This window comes from Mumia spirodelae, assembly GCF_050632745.1.
Classification (GTDB): domain Bacteria; phylum Actinomycetota; class Actinomycetes; order Propionibacteriales; family Nocardioidaceae; genus Mumia.
The window spans coordinates 491,379-505,516 of sequence record NZ_JBODSD010000001.1 but is presented as its reverse complement, the minus strand read 5'-3'; the positions used below and the strand labels follow the sequence as shown (position 1 = coordinate 505,516).

The following is a 14,138-nucleotide window of genomic DNA, read 5'->3' as shown; positions in this document are numbered from 1 at the left end:
CTTATCCACCCGAGTCCGCCGCGGAAAGGTGGATAAGGCGCCACATCGTGGGGCGCGTGGGGCGGCTGGGGCGTGCGGAGGTCAGGGGGCGACGTACGACGCGCGGAGCTCGCGCTTGAGGATCTTCGCCGCGGCCGACATCGGCAGCGGCTCCGTCCGGAGCTCGACCGACTTCGGCGCCTTGTACGCCGCGATCCGCGCGCGGACGTGGTCGATCAGCTCCTGCTCGGTCGCGTCCTGACCGGGGCGCAGCATCACCACCGCGTGCACCGCCTCGCCCCACGTCGACGACGGGACGCCGATGACCGCGACCTGCGCGACCGCCGGGTGGGTGGACAGCGCGTTCTCGACCTCGATCGAGTACACGTTCTCACCACCCGTGACGATCATGTCCTTCAGCCGGTCGGTGACGTACAGGTAGCCCTCGTCGTCGAGGCGACCCATGTCGCCGGTGTAGTACCAGCCGTCGCGCAGCACCTGCGCGGTCTCCTCGGGCAGGTTCCAGTAGCCCGTCATGGCGGCACCCGACTGGACCACGATCTCCCCGACCTCGCCCGTCGGCAGCACCTCCCCGGTCCCCGGGTCGCAGATCCGCATGCGGACGCCGGGCAGCGCACGCCCGGCGGACCGCGTGCGCTCGCCGCCGGCACGGTGGTCGGCGGGCGTGAGCTCGGTGAGGACGGCGGCCATCTCGGTCATCCCGTAGATCTGGAAGAGCTCGCTGCGCGGGAACTCCTCCCCGAGCCGGCGCATCAGGTCCTCCGGCATCGGGGAGCCCCCGTACGCGATGGCGCGCACCGACGCCACCTTCTCGCGCGTGAAGTCGGGGTGCGCCATCAGCATCGCGAGCATCATCGAGACGACCCCGAGCCGTGTCACCCGGTGCTTCTCGATCGCGGCGAGGGCCGTGCCCGGGTCGAAGCGCGGCAGGATGACAACACGGCTCCCCGCAGCCGGCATCCCCATCAGCCCGAGGCAGCCGGCGACGTGGAACATCGGGGTGTTCATGAGGAAGACGTCGTCAGCGCCGAAGTAGCGGTACGCGAAGTCCATGCGATAGACCGTGAGCGCCTCGGCCCGGTGGGTCAGCTGCACGCCCTTGGGCTTGCCGGACGTCCCGCCGGTGTACATCAGCACCGCGACGTCGTCCTCGTCCGGCTCGGAGTCGTCCGCGGGAGCGTGCGCCGCGAGCAGGTCCTCGTACCGCAGGTCGTGGGCGCCGTCGCCGTCGTCCATCAGCACGACCGTCCGAAGGGCCGTGGTGTCGCGGAGCTTCTCGACGACCGGAGCGTAGGTGCTGTCCACGAAGATCGTCTCGACCTGCGAGTCGTTGAGGATGTAGTCCAGCTCCGGGAGCGCCAGGCGGGCGTTCAGCGGGTTGATGACACCCGCCCCGAAGAGCGCGGCGTGCCACAGCTCGAGGTAGCGGTGGCTGTTGTCGGCGATGACCGCGAACCGGCCCTGCGGACCGACGCCGAGCCCTTCCGCGAGTGCGCGCTTGAGCCGCAGCACCCGGTCCAGGTGCTGCGCGAAGGTCGCCTCGTACGAGGTGCCGTCGTCGTACTCGGCGACGACCGCCACGCGGTCAGGGACCCGCTCGACCGTCGGCACGAGCAGGCGCGGGAACACCAGCTCCTTCATCGGGGACACACCGCCATCTCCACCACTCCCTCTCTTGTCAAGGCTTTCATGACTGCCACCGCGGGGTCCGCCGTTCGGCGAAGGCGAGCGGGCCCTCGCGCGAGTCCGGGTGATCCCAGTGCGCCTGGACGGCCTCCCACCCGCGCTCCATCGCCGGGCGTACGAGCTGGGCCTCGACGTCACGGATCGCGCGACGGGTCGCGGCGACGGCGGCCGGCGAGCCCGCGACGACCAGGTCGGCCAGCGCGTGCGCCCGGGCCTCCAGCTCCTCGGCCGGGACGACCTCGGTCACGAGGTCGATCGCGAGCGCCTGGGTGGCGCTGAGGCGCTCGCCCTTGCCGAGCAGCGCCAACCGCATCAGCCTCGGCAGCGGAACGCGCAGCGCGAGCGACACCGGCTCCAGCGCGCTCACCTGCCCCACGCTCACGTGCGGGTCCACGAACGACGCCGCCTCGCTGGCGATCGCGACGTCGGCGTCGGCGACGAAGTGCAGGCCTCCCCCGGCGCACACGCCGTTGACCGCGACGATCACCGGCACGTCGAGGTGCGGTCCGGGCAGGAACGACAGCTCGCCCTCGACCCCCTCGCCGCGCGGCTTGCGCTCCGCCGCGAGGTCGGAGACGTCCGCGCCCGCGCAGAATCCGCGCCCCGCACCGGTGAGGACCACGACGCGGACCGTCCGGTCGGTCGCCGTCTGCTCCCACAGGTCGGTCAGCTCGGCGGTCATCGTCCAGTCGAACGCGTTGAGCTGGTCGGGACGGTTCAGGCGGACGCTCAGGACCTCGCCCCTCCGCTCGACCTCGATCGTCTCGTACGCCACTCGTCTTCCTCTCGTGCGGTTCTTCTCGTGCGAACAGGGGCTGCTCAGCGGTCGCGGGGCAGCCCGAGCACCCGCTCGCCGACGATGTTGCGCTGCACCTCGGAGGTGCCGCCGTAGATCGTCGCGCCGAGCGACTCGACGCGGTCCTCCATCAGCTGCGCGTCGAGCAGGCCGTCCACGCCGGCGGACTCCATCGCGAAGCGGGTCGCCCGCTGCGCTGCCTCGGAGCCGAGCAGCTTGAGGATGAAGAACTCGTCCGGGTCCCGGCCGGCCAACCGCGAGAAGACCGTCCGCAGCCCGGTGAACCGCACGGCCTCGGCGTCGGCCAGGATGCGGCCCAGCTCGGTCAGGGCGTCGTCGCCGAGGTCGGGGCGCCGCAGGGCTGGTTCGACCGCCTGCGCGATCTCGACCCAGTTGTTGACCCAGATCATGTCGCGCTCGTGCTCGAGGCTCTCCGACGCGACCCTCCAGCCGCCGTTGAGCGGTCCGAGCAGGTTGTCGGCCGGGATGCGCACGTCGTCGAGGAAGACCTCGCAGAACGCGTCGACGGAGGGTGCGGCACGCGGGATCGGGCGCACGTCCACGCCGGGGCTGCGCAGGTCGAGGATCAGGCACGAGATCCCCGCGTGCGGTCGGGCCGCGTCGGGATCGGTGCGGACGTACAGCGTCGCCCAGCGCGACTCGCGTGCCTGCGTGGTCCAGATCTTCGACCCGTTGACGACGAACTCGTCCCCCTCGCGCCGCGCCTGCGTCCGCAGCGACGCGAGGTCGGAGCCTGACCCCGGCTCGGACATGCCCAGCGCCCACCACTCGTCGCCCCGCAGCACCGGCCGCAGGAGACGGTCCTGCTGTGCTGGCGTGCCGAAGCGCCGCAGACCGGGCGCCACGACGCCGACGCCCTGGACGTTGTGGATCTTGGGGACGCGACGCCGGGCGCCCTCGATCCGTACGGCGAGCGCGTCGCCGGACGGCAGGCTCTGCCCGCCGAGGCCCGGCTCCCAGTCGGGCACGAGCCAGCCGGCCTCGAACGCGGCGACCTGGAAGTCCGTCTTGAGCCGGTCGTCGTGGCGGTAGTGGTCGACCCGCGCGGCGTAGTCCGCGGGGAGCGCCTCGCCGAGGAACTCGTCGTACGCCGCCAGCACGTCGCTCATCGGTGGTCCTCCCTGCGGTGGAGCGCCGCCGCCCGGTAGCACGCGGCGGCCGAGCCGAGGAACGGCGCCGTCTGCTGCGCACGGCGGAAGTAGAGGTGGGCGTCGGCCTCGAACGTCATGCCCATGGCACCGAGCACCTGCACGTACGCCCGGGTGGAGTCCACCGCCGCGTCGGTCGCGGCGGCCTTCGCGAGGAGGGCCAGCTCGGCGGCCGACCGGTCGCTCGTCTGCTCGCTCGCCAGCGCGACCGCGGCCGCCCTGGTCAGCGACCGCGCACGCTCGACGGCGACGTACACGTCGGCGAGCCGGTGCTTGATCCCCTGGAAGGCGCCGATCCGCTTGCCGAACTGCTCGCGCTCGAGTGCGTGCCGGACGGCGCGGTCGAGGGCCGCCGCGCCGATCCCGGTGAGGTCGGCGGCCAGCACCGTCCGCGCCGGCGCGAGGACCGCGTCGACGTCGGCCGGTCCGTCGGCGACGACGGTCGCGCTCAGCCTCGTACGGTCGAGCACGGCCGTCGGCCGGCCCGGGTCGACGTGATGGTGCACGGCCGTGACCGCGTCCGCGACGTCGGCGACCGAGACGGTCGCCGCGGCGCCGCGGGTGCCGACCAGCACGACCTCGTCCGCCAGCGCGCCGTCGAGCACCACGAGGTCGCCCCCGTCCACCACGGCGAGCGCCGCTCGGCGCTCGGAAGCGACCTCGTACGCCGGTCCGTACGGCGAGCGCGCGTGCGCAAGGGTCTGCCAGGCCATCACGGTGCACACCAGCGGCAGCGGGACCAGTGCCGGCCCTGCGGCCTCGACCATCGCGACGGTGTCCACGAGCGATCCGACGCCGCCCATCGCCTCCGGGAGGCCGATCACGGGGTAGTCGGCCGACGCGATCTCGCGCCAGGCGTCCTCGGGCTGGCCCGCGTCGAAGCACGCGCGCGCCGCGTCCGGTCCGAACCGCGTGCCGAGGTGCGCGCGGACCGAGGCCGCGAACTCGGCGCGCTCGTCGGAGTCGACGAGGTCGCGCCACGCGCTCGGGTCGGCCTGCACGGGAGACGTCGCCGTTGCGCTCACCCCACTCACCCCGCCTTCTCGGAGAGCCGACGCGACAGCCGCGCGAAGGCCTCATGCGTGTCGGGGTGGTCGAAGAGCACGAGCTGGGCCGCGTGCTCCTCCCGGAGCTGCTCGACCATCGTGCTGGTCATCGAGCGGCGCAGGACGCGCTTGGCCGCGCGGAGCCCGAGCGGCGGCATGGCGGCGACGCGGTCGGCCAGCGTCATCGCCGCGTCGAGGCTCCGCCCTTCGGCGGAGATCCGGTTGACCAGACCGATCTCCTTCGCCTCGACAGCATCGACCAACCGCCCGGTGAACAACAGGTCCGCCGCGACGGAGAGGCCCGCCACGCGGGGCAGGAGAAGGCTGATCCCGAGCTCGGGCGCGAGACCGATCGGCGCGAACCCCGCCCCCAGCCGCGCGGCCGGATCGGCCACGATCAGGTCGTGCAGCAGCGCGATGCCGAAGCCTCCGCCGACCGCCACGCCGCTCACCGCCGCGATCGTCGGCTTCTCGAGCCGCCAGATCCTCTCGGTCCAGCGACCGGCGTTGCCGAGGTCGTCGAGGCTCCGCTCGTACGCCGTCAGCTCGGGGAGGCCCTTGCGACCTCCGAGCGTGGTGCCCGACAGGATCTCGCGCGCGCTGGCGTCACCCGCGCCGCCGAGGTCGTCTGCGTCGGCGCCGACGCAGAAGTCGGAGCCCGCCCCGGTGGTCACGACCACGCGGACCGCGTCGTCGGCGGCCGCCTCGGCGAACGCCTCGGCGATGCCCTCGAGCATCGTGCCGCCGATGGCGTTGTGCCGCTCCGGACGGTTCAGCGTCACGACCATGACGCTGCCCTGGCGCTCGACCAGGACGTCGGGCGCAGTCCCGTCGCCCCCGCTCACGCGCGGACCCGATCCGTACGACCGCGGCGCGTGGCCACCAGTCCGAGCGCGTTCAGATCCCACATGGTGTCGGTCACCCCTTCGTCGCGGAGCACGTGCTTCATCACCCGGCTCAAGGCGTTGACCGGCAGCGCGTCGCGGACGTCCACGTACCGCGGGACCGCGAAGTACGGCAGCCGGGCCTCGGCGAAGTCGAAGAGCTCCTCCGGCGTCAGCGTCCCCGCGAGGACGAGGCTGGCCTTGATCTCCTCCTCACCGACCTCCGACGGGACGCTGGAGACGGCGACGTCCTGGATCGCGGGGTGTCCGCGCAGCACGCCCTCGACCGCGAGCGCCGACACGTTCTCGCCGCGCCGGCGGATGACGTCCTTCTTGCGGTCGACGAACGTCACGCACCCGTTCTCGTCCATCCGCCCGTGGTCGCCGGTGTGGTGCCACAGGCTGGACCAGGTGTCGACCGTGGTCTCGGGCTTGTTCCAGTAGCCGCTGTACATCACGTGCGGCTCGCGGGGGCGTACGACGATCTCGCCCGCTTCCCCCAGCGGAACCTCGTCGTCCTGGTCGTCGACGATGCGGACCTCGATGAGCGGGGAGACCTGGCCGGACGTCGCCCGGTCGCGCGGGCCGCCCGGGTCCGTGTTGGTGATCGGGACGCACTCGGTCTGCCCGTAGCCCTCCGACATCACCGGCGTCCCGAACCGTTCCTCGAACGCCCGCTGGTCGTCCTGTCCCATCGGCACCCACACCGCCAGCCGGAACGGGTGCGCCGCGTCGTCGGGGCGCTCGGGCTGCGCGAGCAGCATCTGCCCCATCGGGCCGACACCGACGAGCATCGTCGCCTCGTCGGCCGCCGCCTCGGCCATGAACGTCGAGGCGTGGAACTCCGGCGCGATGCTGATCGTCGCGTCGTTGACCAGCGCGGACATGAACGCGACCATCTGGCCGCTGGTGTGGAACATCGGGAAGCCGGTGAACATCCGGTCGCCCGGGACCACCCACCGGCGCATCCCGTACGCCCTCCCGACGGCGGTGTAGTAGCCGGTGCTGAGCAGGCAGCCCTTCGCCGCGGCGGTGGTGCCGGAGGTGTACATGATCGAGACGATGTCGCCCGGCGCCGACTCCCGCGCGTGGGTCTCGTACGCCGTCAGCAGCTCGCCGTACGGGACGGCGCCCGGCTCGGGCTCGTCGACGAGCACCCGGTGGCGGACGGGCGTCGCGGCGAGCAGCCCCCGCGCGGCCTCGTACCCGGCCGTGTCGGCGACCAGGATCTCGGCGCCGCAGTCGTTCAGCTGGTACTCGAGGAAGTCGCCCTTGAGGTAGTAGTTCAGCGGCACCTGGACCGCGCCCAGCTTGTCGACCGCGAAGAGGAGCTCGACGGTCTCGATCCGGTTCGGCAGGATCGTCGCCACCTTGTCGCCCGCTCCGACGCCGAGCGACGCCAGTCCGGTCGCGAGCCGGTCGGCACGCTCGTCGAGCTGGGCGGGGGTGATCCAGTCGCCTCCGCAGCGGACGAACGGCGCGTCCGGCTCGTGGTCCAGTCGGCGCTGGAAGGCCGCCGCGATCGTCCGGGTGGCGAAGCGCTCCTCGGTTCGTGCACTGCTCACGGTCTCTCCCTCGTCTCGATCGGGGTCCGTCGTCACGCGACGTCGCCCGACGCCTTCAGACGCTCCAGGGCGTCCGGGTCGATGCCCCACTCGGTGAGCACGTCGTCGGTGTGCTCACCCGAGCGGGGCGGAGGTCCGGCGATCTGCCCCGGCGTACGCGCGAAGCGCGGCGCCGGGCTCGGCTGCACCACGCCGTTGCTCGTCGTGAACGTCGCGCGCGCCACGTGGTGCGGGTGGTCGGGCGCCTCCCACGGCGACAGCACCGGTGCGACGCACGCCTCGGCCGAGTCGAGCAGCGCAGCCCACTCGTCTCGCGTCCGCGTCCTGAACGTGGCGGCGAGCTCCTTGCGCAGCGCCTCCCACGCCCCCTCGTCGTCCTGGTCCCGCGGATCGAACGTGAGCCCGAGCGTCGTGACGAGGTTGGCGAAGAACTTCGGCTCCATCGCCCCCACCGCGACCCAGCGCCCGTCGGCGGTCTCGTACGTCTCGTAGTACGGGGTGCCGGTGTCGAGGAGGTTCTTGCCACGCTCCTCGCCCCACATCCCCGCGGCACGCATCCCGTACAGGAACCCGCCGAGCACCGCGGAGCCGTCGATCATCGCCGCGTCGACGACCTGTCCACGGCCGGACGTCGCCCGCTCGGCCAGGGCGGCGCAGACACCGAGCGCGAGGAACATGCCGCCGGCGCCGAAGTCGCCCACGTACGTGAGCGGGGGCACGGGTGCCTCGCCGTCGCGACCGATCGACCACAGGGCGCCCGACAGCGCGATGTAGTTGATGTCGTGCCCGGCGTACGGGGCCCACGGACCCTCCTGGCCGTAGCCGGTCACCCGGCCGTACACGAGCCGTGGGTTCCGCTCGAGGCACGTGTCGGGGCCGAGGCCGAGGCGCTCCATCACTCCGGGCCGGAACCCCTCGATCAGGACGTCGGCCTGCTCGACCAGCTCCAGCACGAGAGCGACGCCCTCGGGGCTCTTCAGGTTGACCCCGATCGAGCGCCGCCCGCGTCCGAGCACGTCGACGGGGGCGGGTCCCTCGCGCCCCGGGGCAACGTTCTCGACCCGGTCGACCCGCACCACGTCGGCGCCGTAGTCGCTCAGGATCATCCCGGCGAACGGGCCGGGGCCGAGACCCTGGATCTCCAGCACCTTCACGCCCGCCAGCGGGCCGCTGCGTCCGTCGCTCATCGGCGCTCGCTCCTGCTCACCGTCAGCCCGAGCGCGAGGAAGTCCACGGTCTCGGGGGTGTCCCAGTCGGCGCGCAGCTTGTGCTTGAGGATCCGCCCCATCGCATTCACCGGCAGCGCGTCGATCACCTCGACGTATCGCGGGATCGCGTAGTACGGCAGGTGCTCGCGGAAGTAGCCGAACATCTCCGCCGGGTCGAGGGCGTACCCGTCCTCGAGCACCAGGCACGCCTTGATCTCGTCCTCGGACAGCTCCGACGGCACGGCGTGCACGGCGACCTGCGCGACGCCCGGGTGCTGGACCAGCGCGACCTCCAGCTCGACCGACGACACGTTCTCGCCGCGTCGGCGCAACGCATCCTTCTTGCGGTCGACGAAGTACAGCATCCCCTCGTCGTCGAAGCGGCCCATGTCGCCGGTGTGGTGCCACAGGTTGCGCCACGCCTCGAGCGTCGCCTCCTCCTTGCGCCAGTAGCCGGAGAAGATCGAGTGCGGCTCGCGCGGGCGAACGACGATCTCGCCGGACTCCCCGGAGGGAAGGACACGGTCGTCGTCGTCCACGACCTGGACGTCGAGCCAAGGGAGTGCCTTGCCGCAGCTGGGCTGGTCCCGGCCGGGGCGGACGCCACCCATCGTCGCGGGCAGCACCTCGGTCTGCCCGTAGCCTTCCGCCAGGACGTCGACGCCGAACCGCTCCTCGAACGCGTGCTGCGCCTGCGGCGCCATCGGGATGAAGACGGCCCGCTCGATCGTGTGGTCCCGGTCGGCGTCCGACGGAGGCGTCGCGAGCAGTGCCGCCCCGATCGCGCCGACGGCCCAGAGCTGGGTCGCCCCGACCTCGCGGGCTCGCGAGATCAGCGTCGAGGCGCTGAACGTCGACTCGAAGTCCACGCGGCACCCGGCGACCAGCGCGTCCATGAGCGAGCTCAGGCCGAAGCCGTGGTAGAGCGGAAGCGTCGTGATCGACGTGTCGGCCGGCTTGAACCAGTCGAACATCATGTGGGCCTTCGGCATGTGCAGGAAGTAGCCCTGGTCGATCATGCAGCCCTTGGGGAGCCCGGTCGTGCCGGACGTGTAGAGGATGCTGAGCAGCGAGTCGGGCGTCGGCTCCTCCCACGCACGCTCCCCCACGACGTAGAGGTCGGCGAGCCGCGGTGCGCTCCCGTCGCCCTGGTCGAGCGCGATCAGCGTGGTGGTGAGGCCGGAGGCGGCGATCAGCTTCTTGGTGGCGTCGAAGGCCTCCTCGTCGACGATCAGCACCGACGGGTCGGAGTCGGCGATCTGGTAGCGCAGGAACTCGCCCTTCAGGAAGACGTTGAGGGGCACCTGGACGGCTCCCAGCTCGGCGCAGGCGAAGAAGAGGTCGACCGCCTCCCGCCGGTTCGCCATGATCGACGCGACCCGGTCTCCCGGCCGTACGCCGAGCCTGTGGAGCCCGTACGCCAGCCGTCGTGCGGCGTCCTGGACCTCCTCGACCGTGATCCATGCGCCGTCGATCCCGGCCAGGTGCGCGCCAGGGTCCGCCTCGACCCGCTGCGCCAGCCTCGCGGGCAGGATGCCCGCCTCGGTGTTCGTCACATCGTCTCCCTACCAGACCGACCAGTTGGTGGGTTACGCTACCGCAACACGACCTGCTGGGCTAGGCCCGAGCGGCCGCGCAAGACCCCCGATCGACCGAGGAACGAGGAGCGGTGATGACCTCCACCCCGACCCCCGCCGACCGCGACGCCGTTGTCGTCGCCGCCGTCCGTACGCCCGTCGGGCGGCGGGGCGGCGGGCTCTCCGGCACGCATGCCATCGACCTGTCCGCGCACGTGCTGACAGCGCTGCAGGAGCGGACAGGGATCGACCCGGCCGAGGTCGACGACGTCGTCTGGGGATGCGTCCACCAGGTCGGAGAGCAGGGCCTCAACATCGGGCGCAACGCCGTCCTGTCCGCCGGCTGGCCCGAGTCCGTCCCGGCCACGACCCTCGACCGCCAGTGCGGCTCGTCGCAGCAGGCGGTGCACTTCGCGGCGGCCGGGCTGGTCGCCGGCCAGTACGACCTGGTCGTCGCCGGCGGCGTCGAGATGATGTCGCGGGTGCCGATCGGGGCCACCCTCGGTGACGGCCTCGGAGAGCCGATGTCGGCGGCGATGCGCGAGCGGTACGGCGTCGAGCACTTCAACCAGGGCATCGGCGCCGAGATGATGGCCGAGCGGTGGAGCCTGTCGCGGACCCGGCTCGACGAGTTCTCGCTGCGGTCCCACGAGCTGGCCGCGAAGGCTGCCGCCGGGGGCGTGTTCGACGACGAGATCGCGCCCGTGGCCCCGCCCGGCGACCCCGTGACCGCTGACGAGGGGATCCGGCTCGGCGGCACGCTCGCGTCGCTCGGCGCGATCCGCCCGGCGTTCAAGCCCGACGGCGTGATCCACGCGGGCAACGCCTCGCAGATCAGCGACGGCGCCGCGGCGCTCCTGCTCGCGACACCGGCCAAGGCCGCCGAGCTCGGCCTGACGCCGATGGCCCGCATCCACACGAGCGTGGTCGCCGGCGACGATCCCGTGATGATGCTCGGTGCCCCGATCCCGGCGACCCGCAAGGCGCTGGCGCGATCGGGCCTCGGTGTCGGCGACATCGGCTGCTTCGAGGTCAACGAGGCGTTCGCCCCCGTCCCCCTCGCCTGGCTGGCCGAGACCGGAGCCGACCTCGACGCGCTCAACCCCAACGGCGGCGCGATCGCCCTCGGCCACCCGTTGGGGGCTTCTGGGGCGCGGATCATGACGACCCTCGTGCACCACCTGCGACGGACCGGCACGCGGTACGGCCTGCAGACCATGTGCGAGGGCGGCGGGATGGCGAACGCCACCATCGTCGAGCTCCTGGACTGAGCGGTGGCCGAGCACACCACGGACGAGCACGCGGGGCGGGTCGCGATCGTCACCGGCGGCTCGCGTGGGATCGGCCGGGCGGTCGCGCGCCGGCTCGTGGACGCCGGAGCGCACGTGACGATCACCGGCCGCAAGCACGACGCCCTCGCCGCCGCCGCGGAGGAGCTCGGCGAGCGCTGTACGCCCGTCGTCTGCCACGCCGCCGACCCCGAGGCCGCGACGGCCTGCGTCCGGGCGACCGCCGAGGCTCACGGCCGGGTCGACCTCCTGGTGAACAACGTCGCGGTCAACCCGCAGTGGGGACCGACCCTCGACGTCGAGGCCTCGGCGGCCGCGAAGATGGCCGAGGTCAACCTGTGGGCGCCGCTGTGGTGGTCGCGACTGGCGTACGAGGCCGGGATGCGGGAGGGCGGCGGCGCGATCGTCAACGTCACCTCGATCGGCGGGCTCGTCGTGTCGCCGAACACCGGCTACTACAACGCGACGAAGGCGGCGCTGACCCACCTCACCCGCGAGCTGGCGGTCGAGCTCGCCCCGCGGGTCCGCGTCAACGCGGTCGCACCGGGCCTGATCGCGACCGAGATGGCCGACCACATCCCCGCCGGCGACCGTACGGCGCTGACGGCGCGGGTCCCGCTCGCCCGCCTCGGGACACCCGAGGACGTCGCGGCCGCGGTGTCGTTCCTCCTGGCGGACGAGTCCGCCTGGGTCACCGGTGCGGTCCTCGTCGTCGACGGTGGCGCACAGCACGACCGGGGAGGCCGTTCATGACGGATGGTCCGCGGATGAAGGTCGGGTTGGCACCGCCGAACTACGCGCGCTGGTTCGACGGCGCGGTCGTCGCCGAGGTCTGCCGGCACGCCGAGGAGGCCGGGTTCGACAGCCTGTGGTTCGGCGACCACGTCGCGATCCCGCAGGAGCAGGCCGACGTCTTCGGCAACGCGTACCTCGACGTCTTCCCGCTGCTCGGTCACGTAGCCGCGGTCACCGAGCGCGTCCGCCTCGGCACCAACGTGCTCGTGACGCCGTACCGCAACCCCGTCGTCGCCGCCAAGGAGGTGGCGACGGTCGACCGGCTCTCGGGCGGCCGGGTCGTCCTCGGCGTCGGTGTCGGCCACGTCCGCGGCGAGTTCGAGGCGCTCGGCGTCCCGTTCGAGGAGCGTGGGCGGCGGACGGACGAGTACCTGCAGGCCATGCGCGTGCTGTGGGAGCAGGACGTCGCGTCGTACGAGGGCGCGTGGGTCCGCTTCCGCGACCTGTGCCCCCTGACCCGCCCCGTTCAGCAGCCCCTGCCCGTGCTCGTCGGCGGCGACGGCCCTCGCTCGATGCGCCGCGCGCTCGAGCACGGTGCCGGCTGGGCGCCGGGGCAGGGCACGATCGAGCAGCTGGAGGCGAAGGTCGCCCAGCTCCGCGGGCTCGCCGACGAGGCCGGCACGCCGTGCCCGGCCATCGTCGCGCGCTGGCTCGTGCACCCGGTCGAGGACGGCGCGCCACGACCGCCGATCCCGCACCGCGGCGAGCTCCGCCGGCCCCGGCTCGAGAAGGCCGAGGCGCGCGAACAGCTCGCCCGGATCGCCGAGCTCGGCGTCAGCGAGGTCATCGTCGACATCCCGGCCCGCCACGAGACCTACCACCGCACCATCGACCTCATCGCCGAGCACGTCCTCGTGCGCTGACCGCCGCCCTGCCCCGAGACCCTGGAGGTCCCCGCCCATGGAGCGCACCCGTCCGTACCGCGTCGTCGTCTGGGGACCCGGCTACACCGGCTCGCAGGCGTTGCGCGAGATCGCCCGCCGCCCCGAGCTCGAGCTCGTCGGATGCCTGGCGTACTCGCCGTCGAAGGTCGGCCAGGATGCCTTCGCGTACATCGGCGAGGAGCCGTGCGGCATCGCGATCACCGACGACAAGGAGGCGATCTACACGCTCGACGCCGACGTCGTCCTCTACGCCGGGGCGTCGACGCCGGACGAGTCCGCGCGGCACGAGGAGATCACCCGGCTGCTGCGCTCGGGCAAGAACGTCGTCACCACCACGGCGTACTTCTTCCCGTGGCAGCACGGCGAGGACTACGTACGACCGTTGGAGGACGCGTGCGCAGCGGGCGGCACGACCCTGCACGGGACCGGCGTGCACCCCGGGTGGTTCGTGGAGCGCTTCGCCCTGACCAGCGCGAGCCTGTGCACCTCCGTGTCGTCGATCGCGGTCCGCGAGGTGTGCGACCTCAGCCACCACGCCGGCGAGATCATCGCCGCGATCGGCTTCGGCAAGCGGCCCGAGCGGCTCGGGTCGCGCACGCGCAAGGAGATCCTCAGCCGCTACTACTTCGAGTGCCTCGCGGGGCTGGGCCACCTGCTGGGGCTCGAGCTGGACGAGCTCGTCGCGGAGGTCGACTACGTGCCGAGCCCGCGGACGCTGGAGTGCGCCGGGGTGACGGTCGAGGAGGGTACGGTCGCCGTCGTGGACGGGACGTGGTCCGGGGTGGTCGGCGGCGAGACCGTGCTCTCGATCCGCGAGCTGTGGTACCTCGACGCCGACCTCGTCGACCCCACGATCGTGCTGAGCTCGCCCGACATGTACGAGGTGGCCGTCGAGGGCCTGCCGATCGACGTCCGGACCCGCGCCGACCTGTTCACCTCCGACACCCACGACGTCTTCGGCGTCGACGACCGGCAGTCCGCCGCGAACCTGGCCACCGCCGTACAGCTGGTCCAGGCAGCGGCCTCGGTGGTCGCCGCACCGCCCGGGATCCTGCTCGCGCCCGGGTTCGCGTACCCGGCCGCCGACCTGCGGACCATCCCTGACCCCCTTGCCCGCCGCCCGCGCCCCGTCCCGACCGTCATCCGGTGACCCACCCTCCGCGTTGGTGCATGGGTGGTCACGCGGACGAGGCCGGTGACCACTCACGCACCAACGCGGTGGGGATGGAAGGGGACCGG

12 protein-coding genes are annotated in these 14,138 nt (G+C 72.6%); 4 read left to right on the top strand and 8 right to left on the bottom strand.

Features of this window, described 5'->3' with window-relative positions:
• Positions 1-81: 81 nt before the first annotated feature.
• From ACQSSQ_RS02520 to ACQSSQ_RS02485, 8 genes are read right to left on the bottom strand one after another with little or no spacing between them, the layout of a single operon-like run.
• Complete coding sequence (locus ACQSSQ_RS02520) at positions 82-1,641, bottom strand: long-chain-fatty-acid--CoA ligase (RefSeq protein WP_431326765.1); 1,560 nt, start codon at positions 1,639-1,641, stop codon at positions 82-84.
• 46 nt (positions 1,642-1,687) lie between these two features.
• Complete coding sequence (locus tag ACQSSQ_RS02515; RefSeq protein ID WP_431325455.1) at positions 1,688-2,461, bottom strand: enoyl-CoA hydratase/isomerase family protein; 774 nt, start codon at positions 2,459-2,461, stop codon at positions 1,688-1,690.
• A gap of 44 nt (positions 2,462-2,505) precedes the next feature.
• Complete coding sequence (locus tag ACQSSQ_RS02510) at positions 2,506-3,612, bottom strand: acyl-CoA dehydrogenase family protein (protein WP_431325454.1); 1,107 nt, start codon at positions 3,610-3,612, stop codon at positions 2,506-2,508.
• On the bottom strand, positions 3,609-4,676 hold the full coding sequence (locus ACQSSQ_RS02505) for an acyl-CoA dehydrogenase family protein (RefSeq protein ID WP_431325453.1): 1,068 nt from the start codon (positions 4,674-4,676) through the stop codon (positions 3,609-3,611). Before ACQSSQ_RS02505 ends, ACQSSQ_RS02510 begins: the two co-directional genes overlap by 4 nt.
• Positions 4,677-4,681: 5 nt before the next feature.
• Positions 4,682-5,542: an enoyl-CoA hydratase/isomerase family protein gene (locus ACQSSQ_RS02500; protein ID WP_431325452.1), complete on the bottom strand. Its 861-nt coding sequence runs from the start codon at positions 5,540-5,542 to the stop codon at positions 4,682-4,684.
• Positions 5,539-7,146, bottom strand: a complete 1,608-nt coding sequence (locus ACQSSQ_RS02495; RefSeq protein WP_431325451.1) for an AMP-binding protein — start codon at positions 7,144-7,146, stop codon at positions 5,539-5,541. The genes ACQSSQ_RS02500 and ACQSSQ_RS02495 overlap by 4 nt, the downstream gene beginning before the upstream one ends.
• A 32-nt stretch (positions 7,147-7,178) precedes the next feature.
• Entirely contained in the window at positions 7,179-8,333 is a 1,155-nt protein-coding gene (locus ACQSSQ_RS02490) for a CaiB/BaiF CoA transferase family protein (RefSeq protein ID WP_431325450.1), read from the bottom strand.
• Positions 8,330-9,910 carry an AMP-binding protein gene (locus ACQSSQ_RS02485; RefSeq protein ID WP_431325449.1) on the bottom strand — a complete coding sequence of 527 codons (1,581 nt, stop codon included), beginning with the start codon at positions 9,908-9,910 and terminating at the stop codon, positions 8,330-8,332. The genes ACQSSQ_RS02490 and ACQSSQ_RS02485 overlap by 4 nt, the downstream gene beginning before the upstream one ends.
• A 116-nt stretch (positions 9,911-10,026) precedes the next feature.
• Between ACQSSQ_RS02485 and ACQSSQ_RS02480 the strand changes: the two genes are divergently transcribed.
• From ACQSSQ_RS02480 to ACQSSQ_RS02465, 4 genes are read left to right on the top strand one after another with little or no spacing between them, the layout of a single operon-like run.
• Positions 10,027-11,202: a thiolase family protein gene (locus ACQSSQ_RS02480; RefSeq protein WP_431325448.1), complete on the top strand. Its 1,176-nt coding sequence runs from the start codon at positions 10,027-10,029 to the stop codon at positions 11,200-11,202.
• 3 nt (positions 11,203-11,205) lie between these two features.
• Positions 11,206-11,973, top strand: a complete 768-nt coding sequence (locus ACQSSQ_RS02475) for an SDR family oxidoreductase (protein ID WP_431325447.1) — start codon at positions 11,206-11,208, stop codon at positions 11,971-11,973.
• Positions 11,970-12,878, top strand: a complete 909-nt coding sequence (locus tag ACQSSQ_RS02470; protein WP_431325446.1) for a TIGR03619 family F420-dependent LLM class oxidoreductase — start codon at positions 11,970-11,972, stop codon at positions 12,876-12,878. Before ACQSSQ_RS02475 ends, ACQSSQ_RS02470 begins: the two co-directional genes overlap by 4 nt.
• 37 nt (positions 12,879-12,915) lie before the next feature.
• On the top strand, positions 12,916-14,049 hold the full coding sequence (locus tag ACQSSQ_RS02465; protein WP_431325445.1) for a hypothetical protein: 1,134 nt from the start codon (positions 12,916-12,918) through the stop codon (positions 14,047-14,049).
• Positions 14,050-14,138 lie beyond the last annotated feature (89 nt).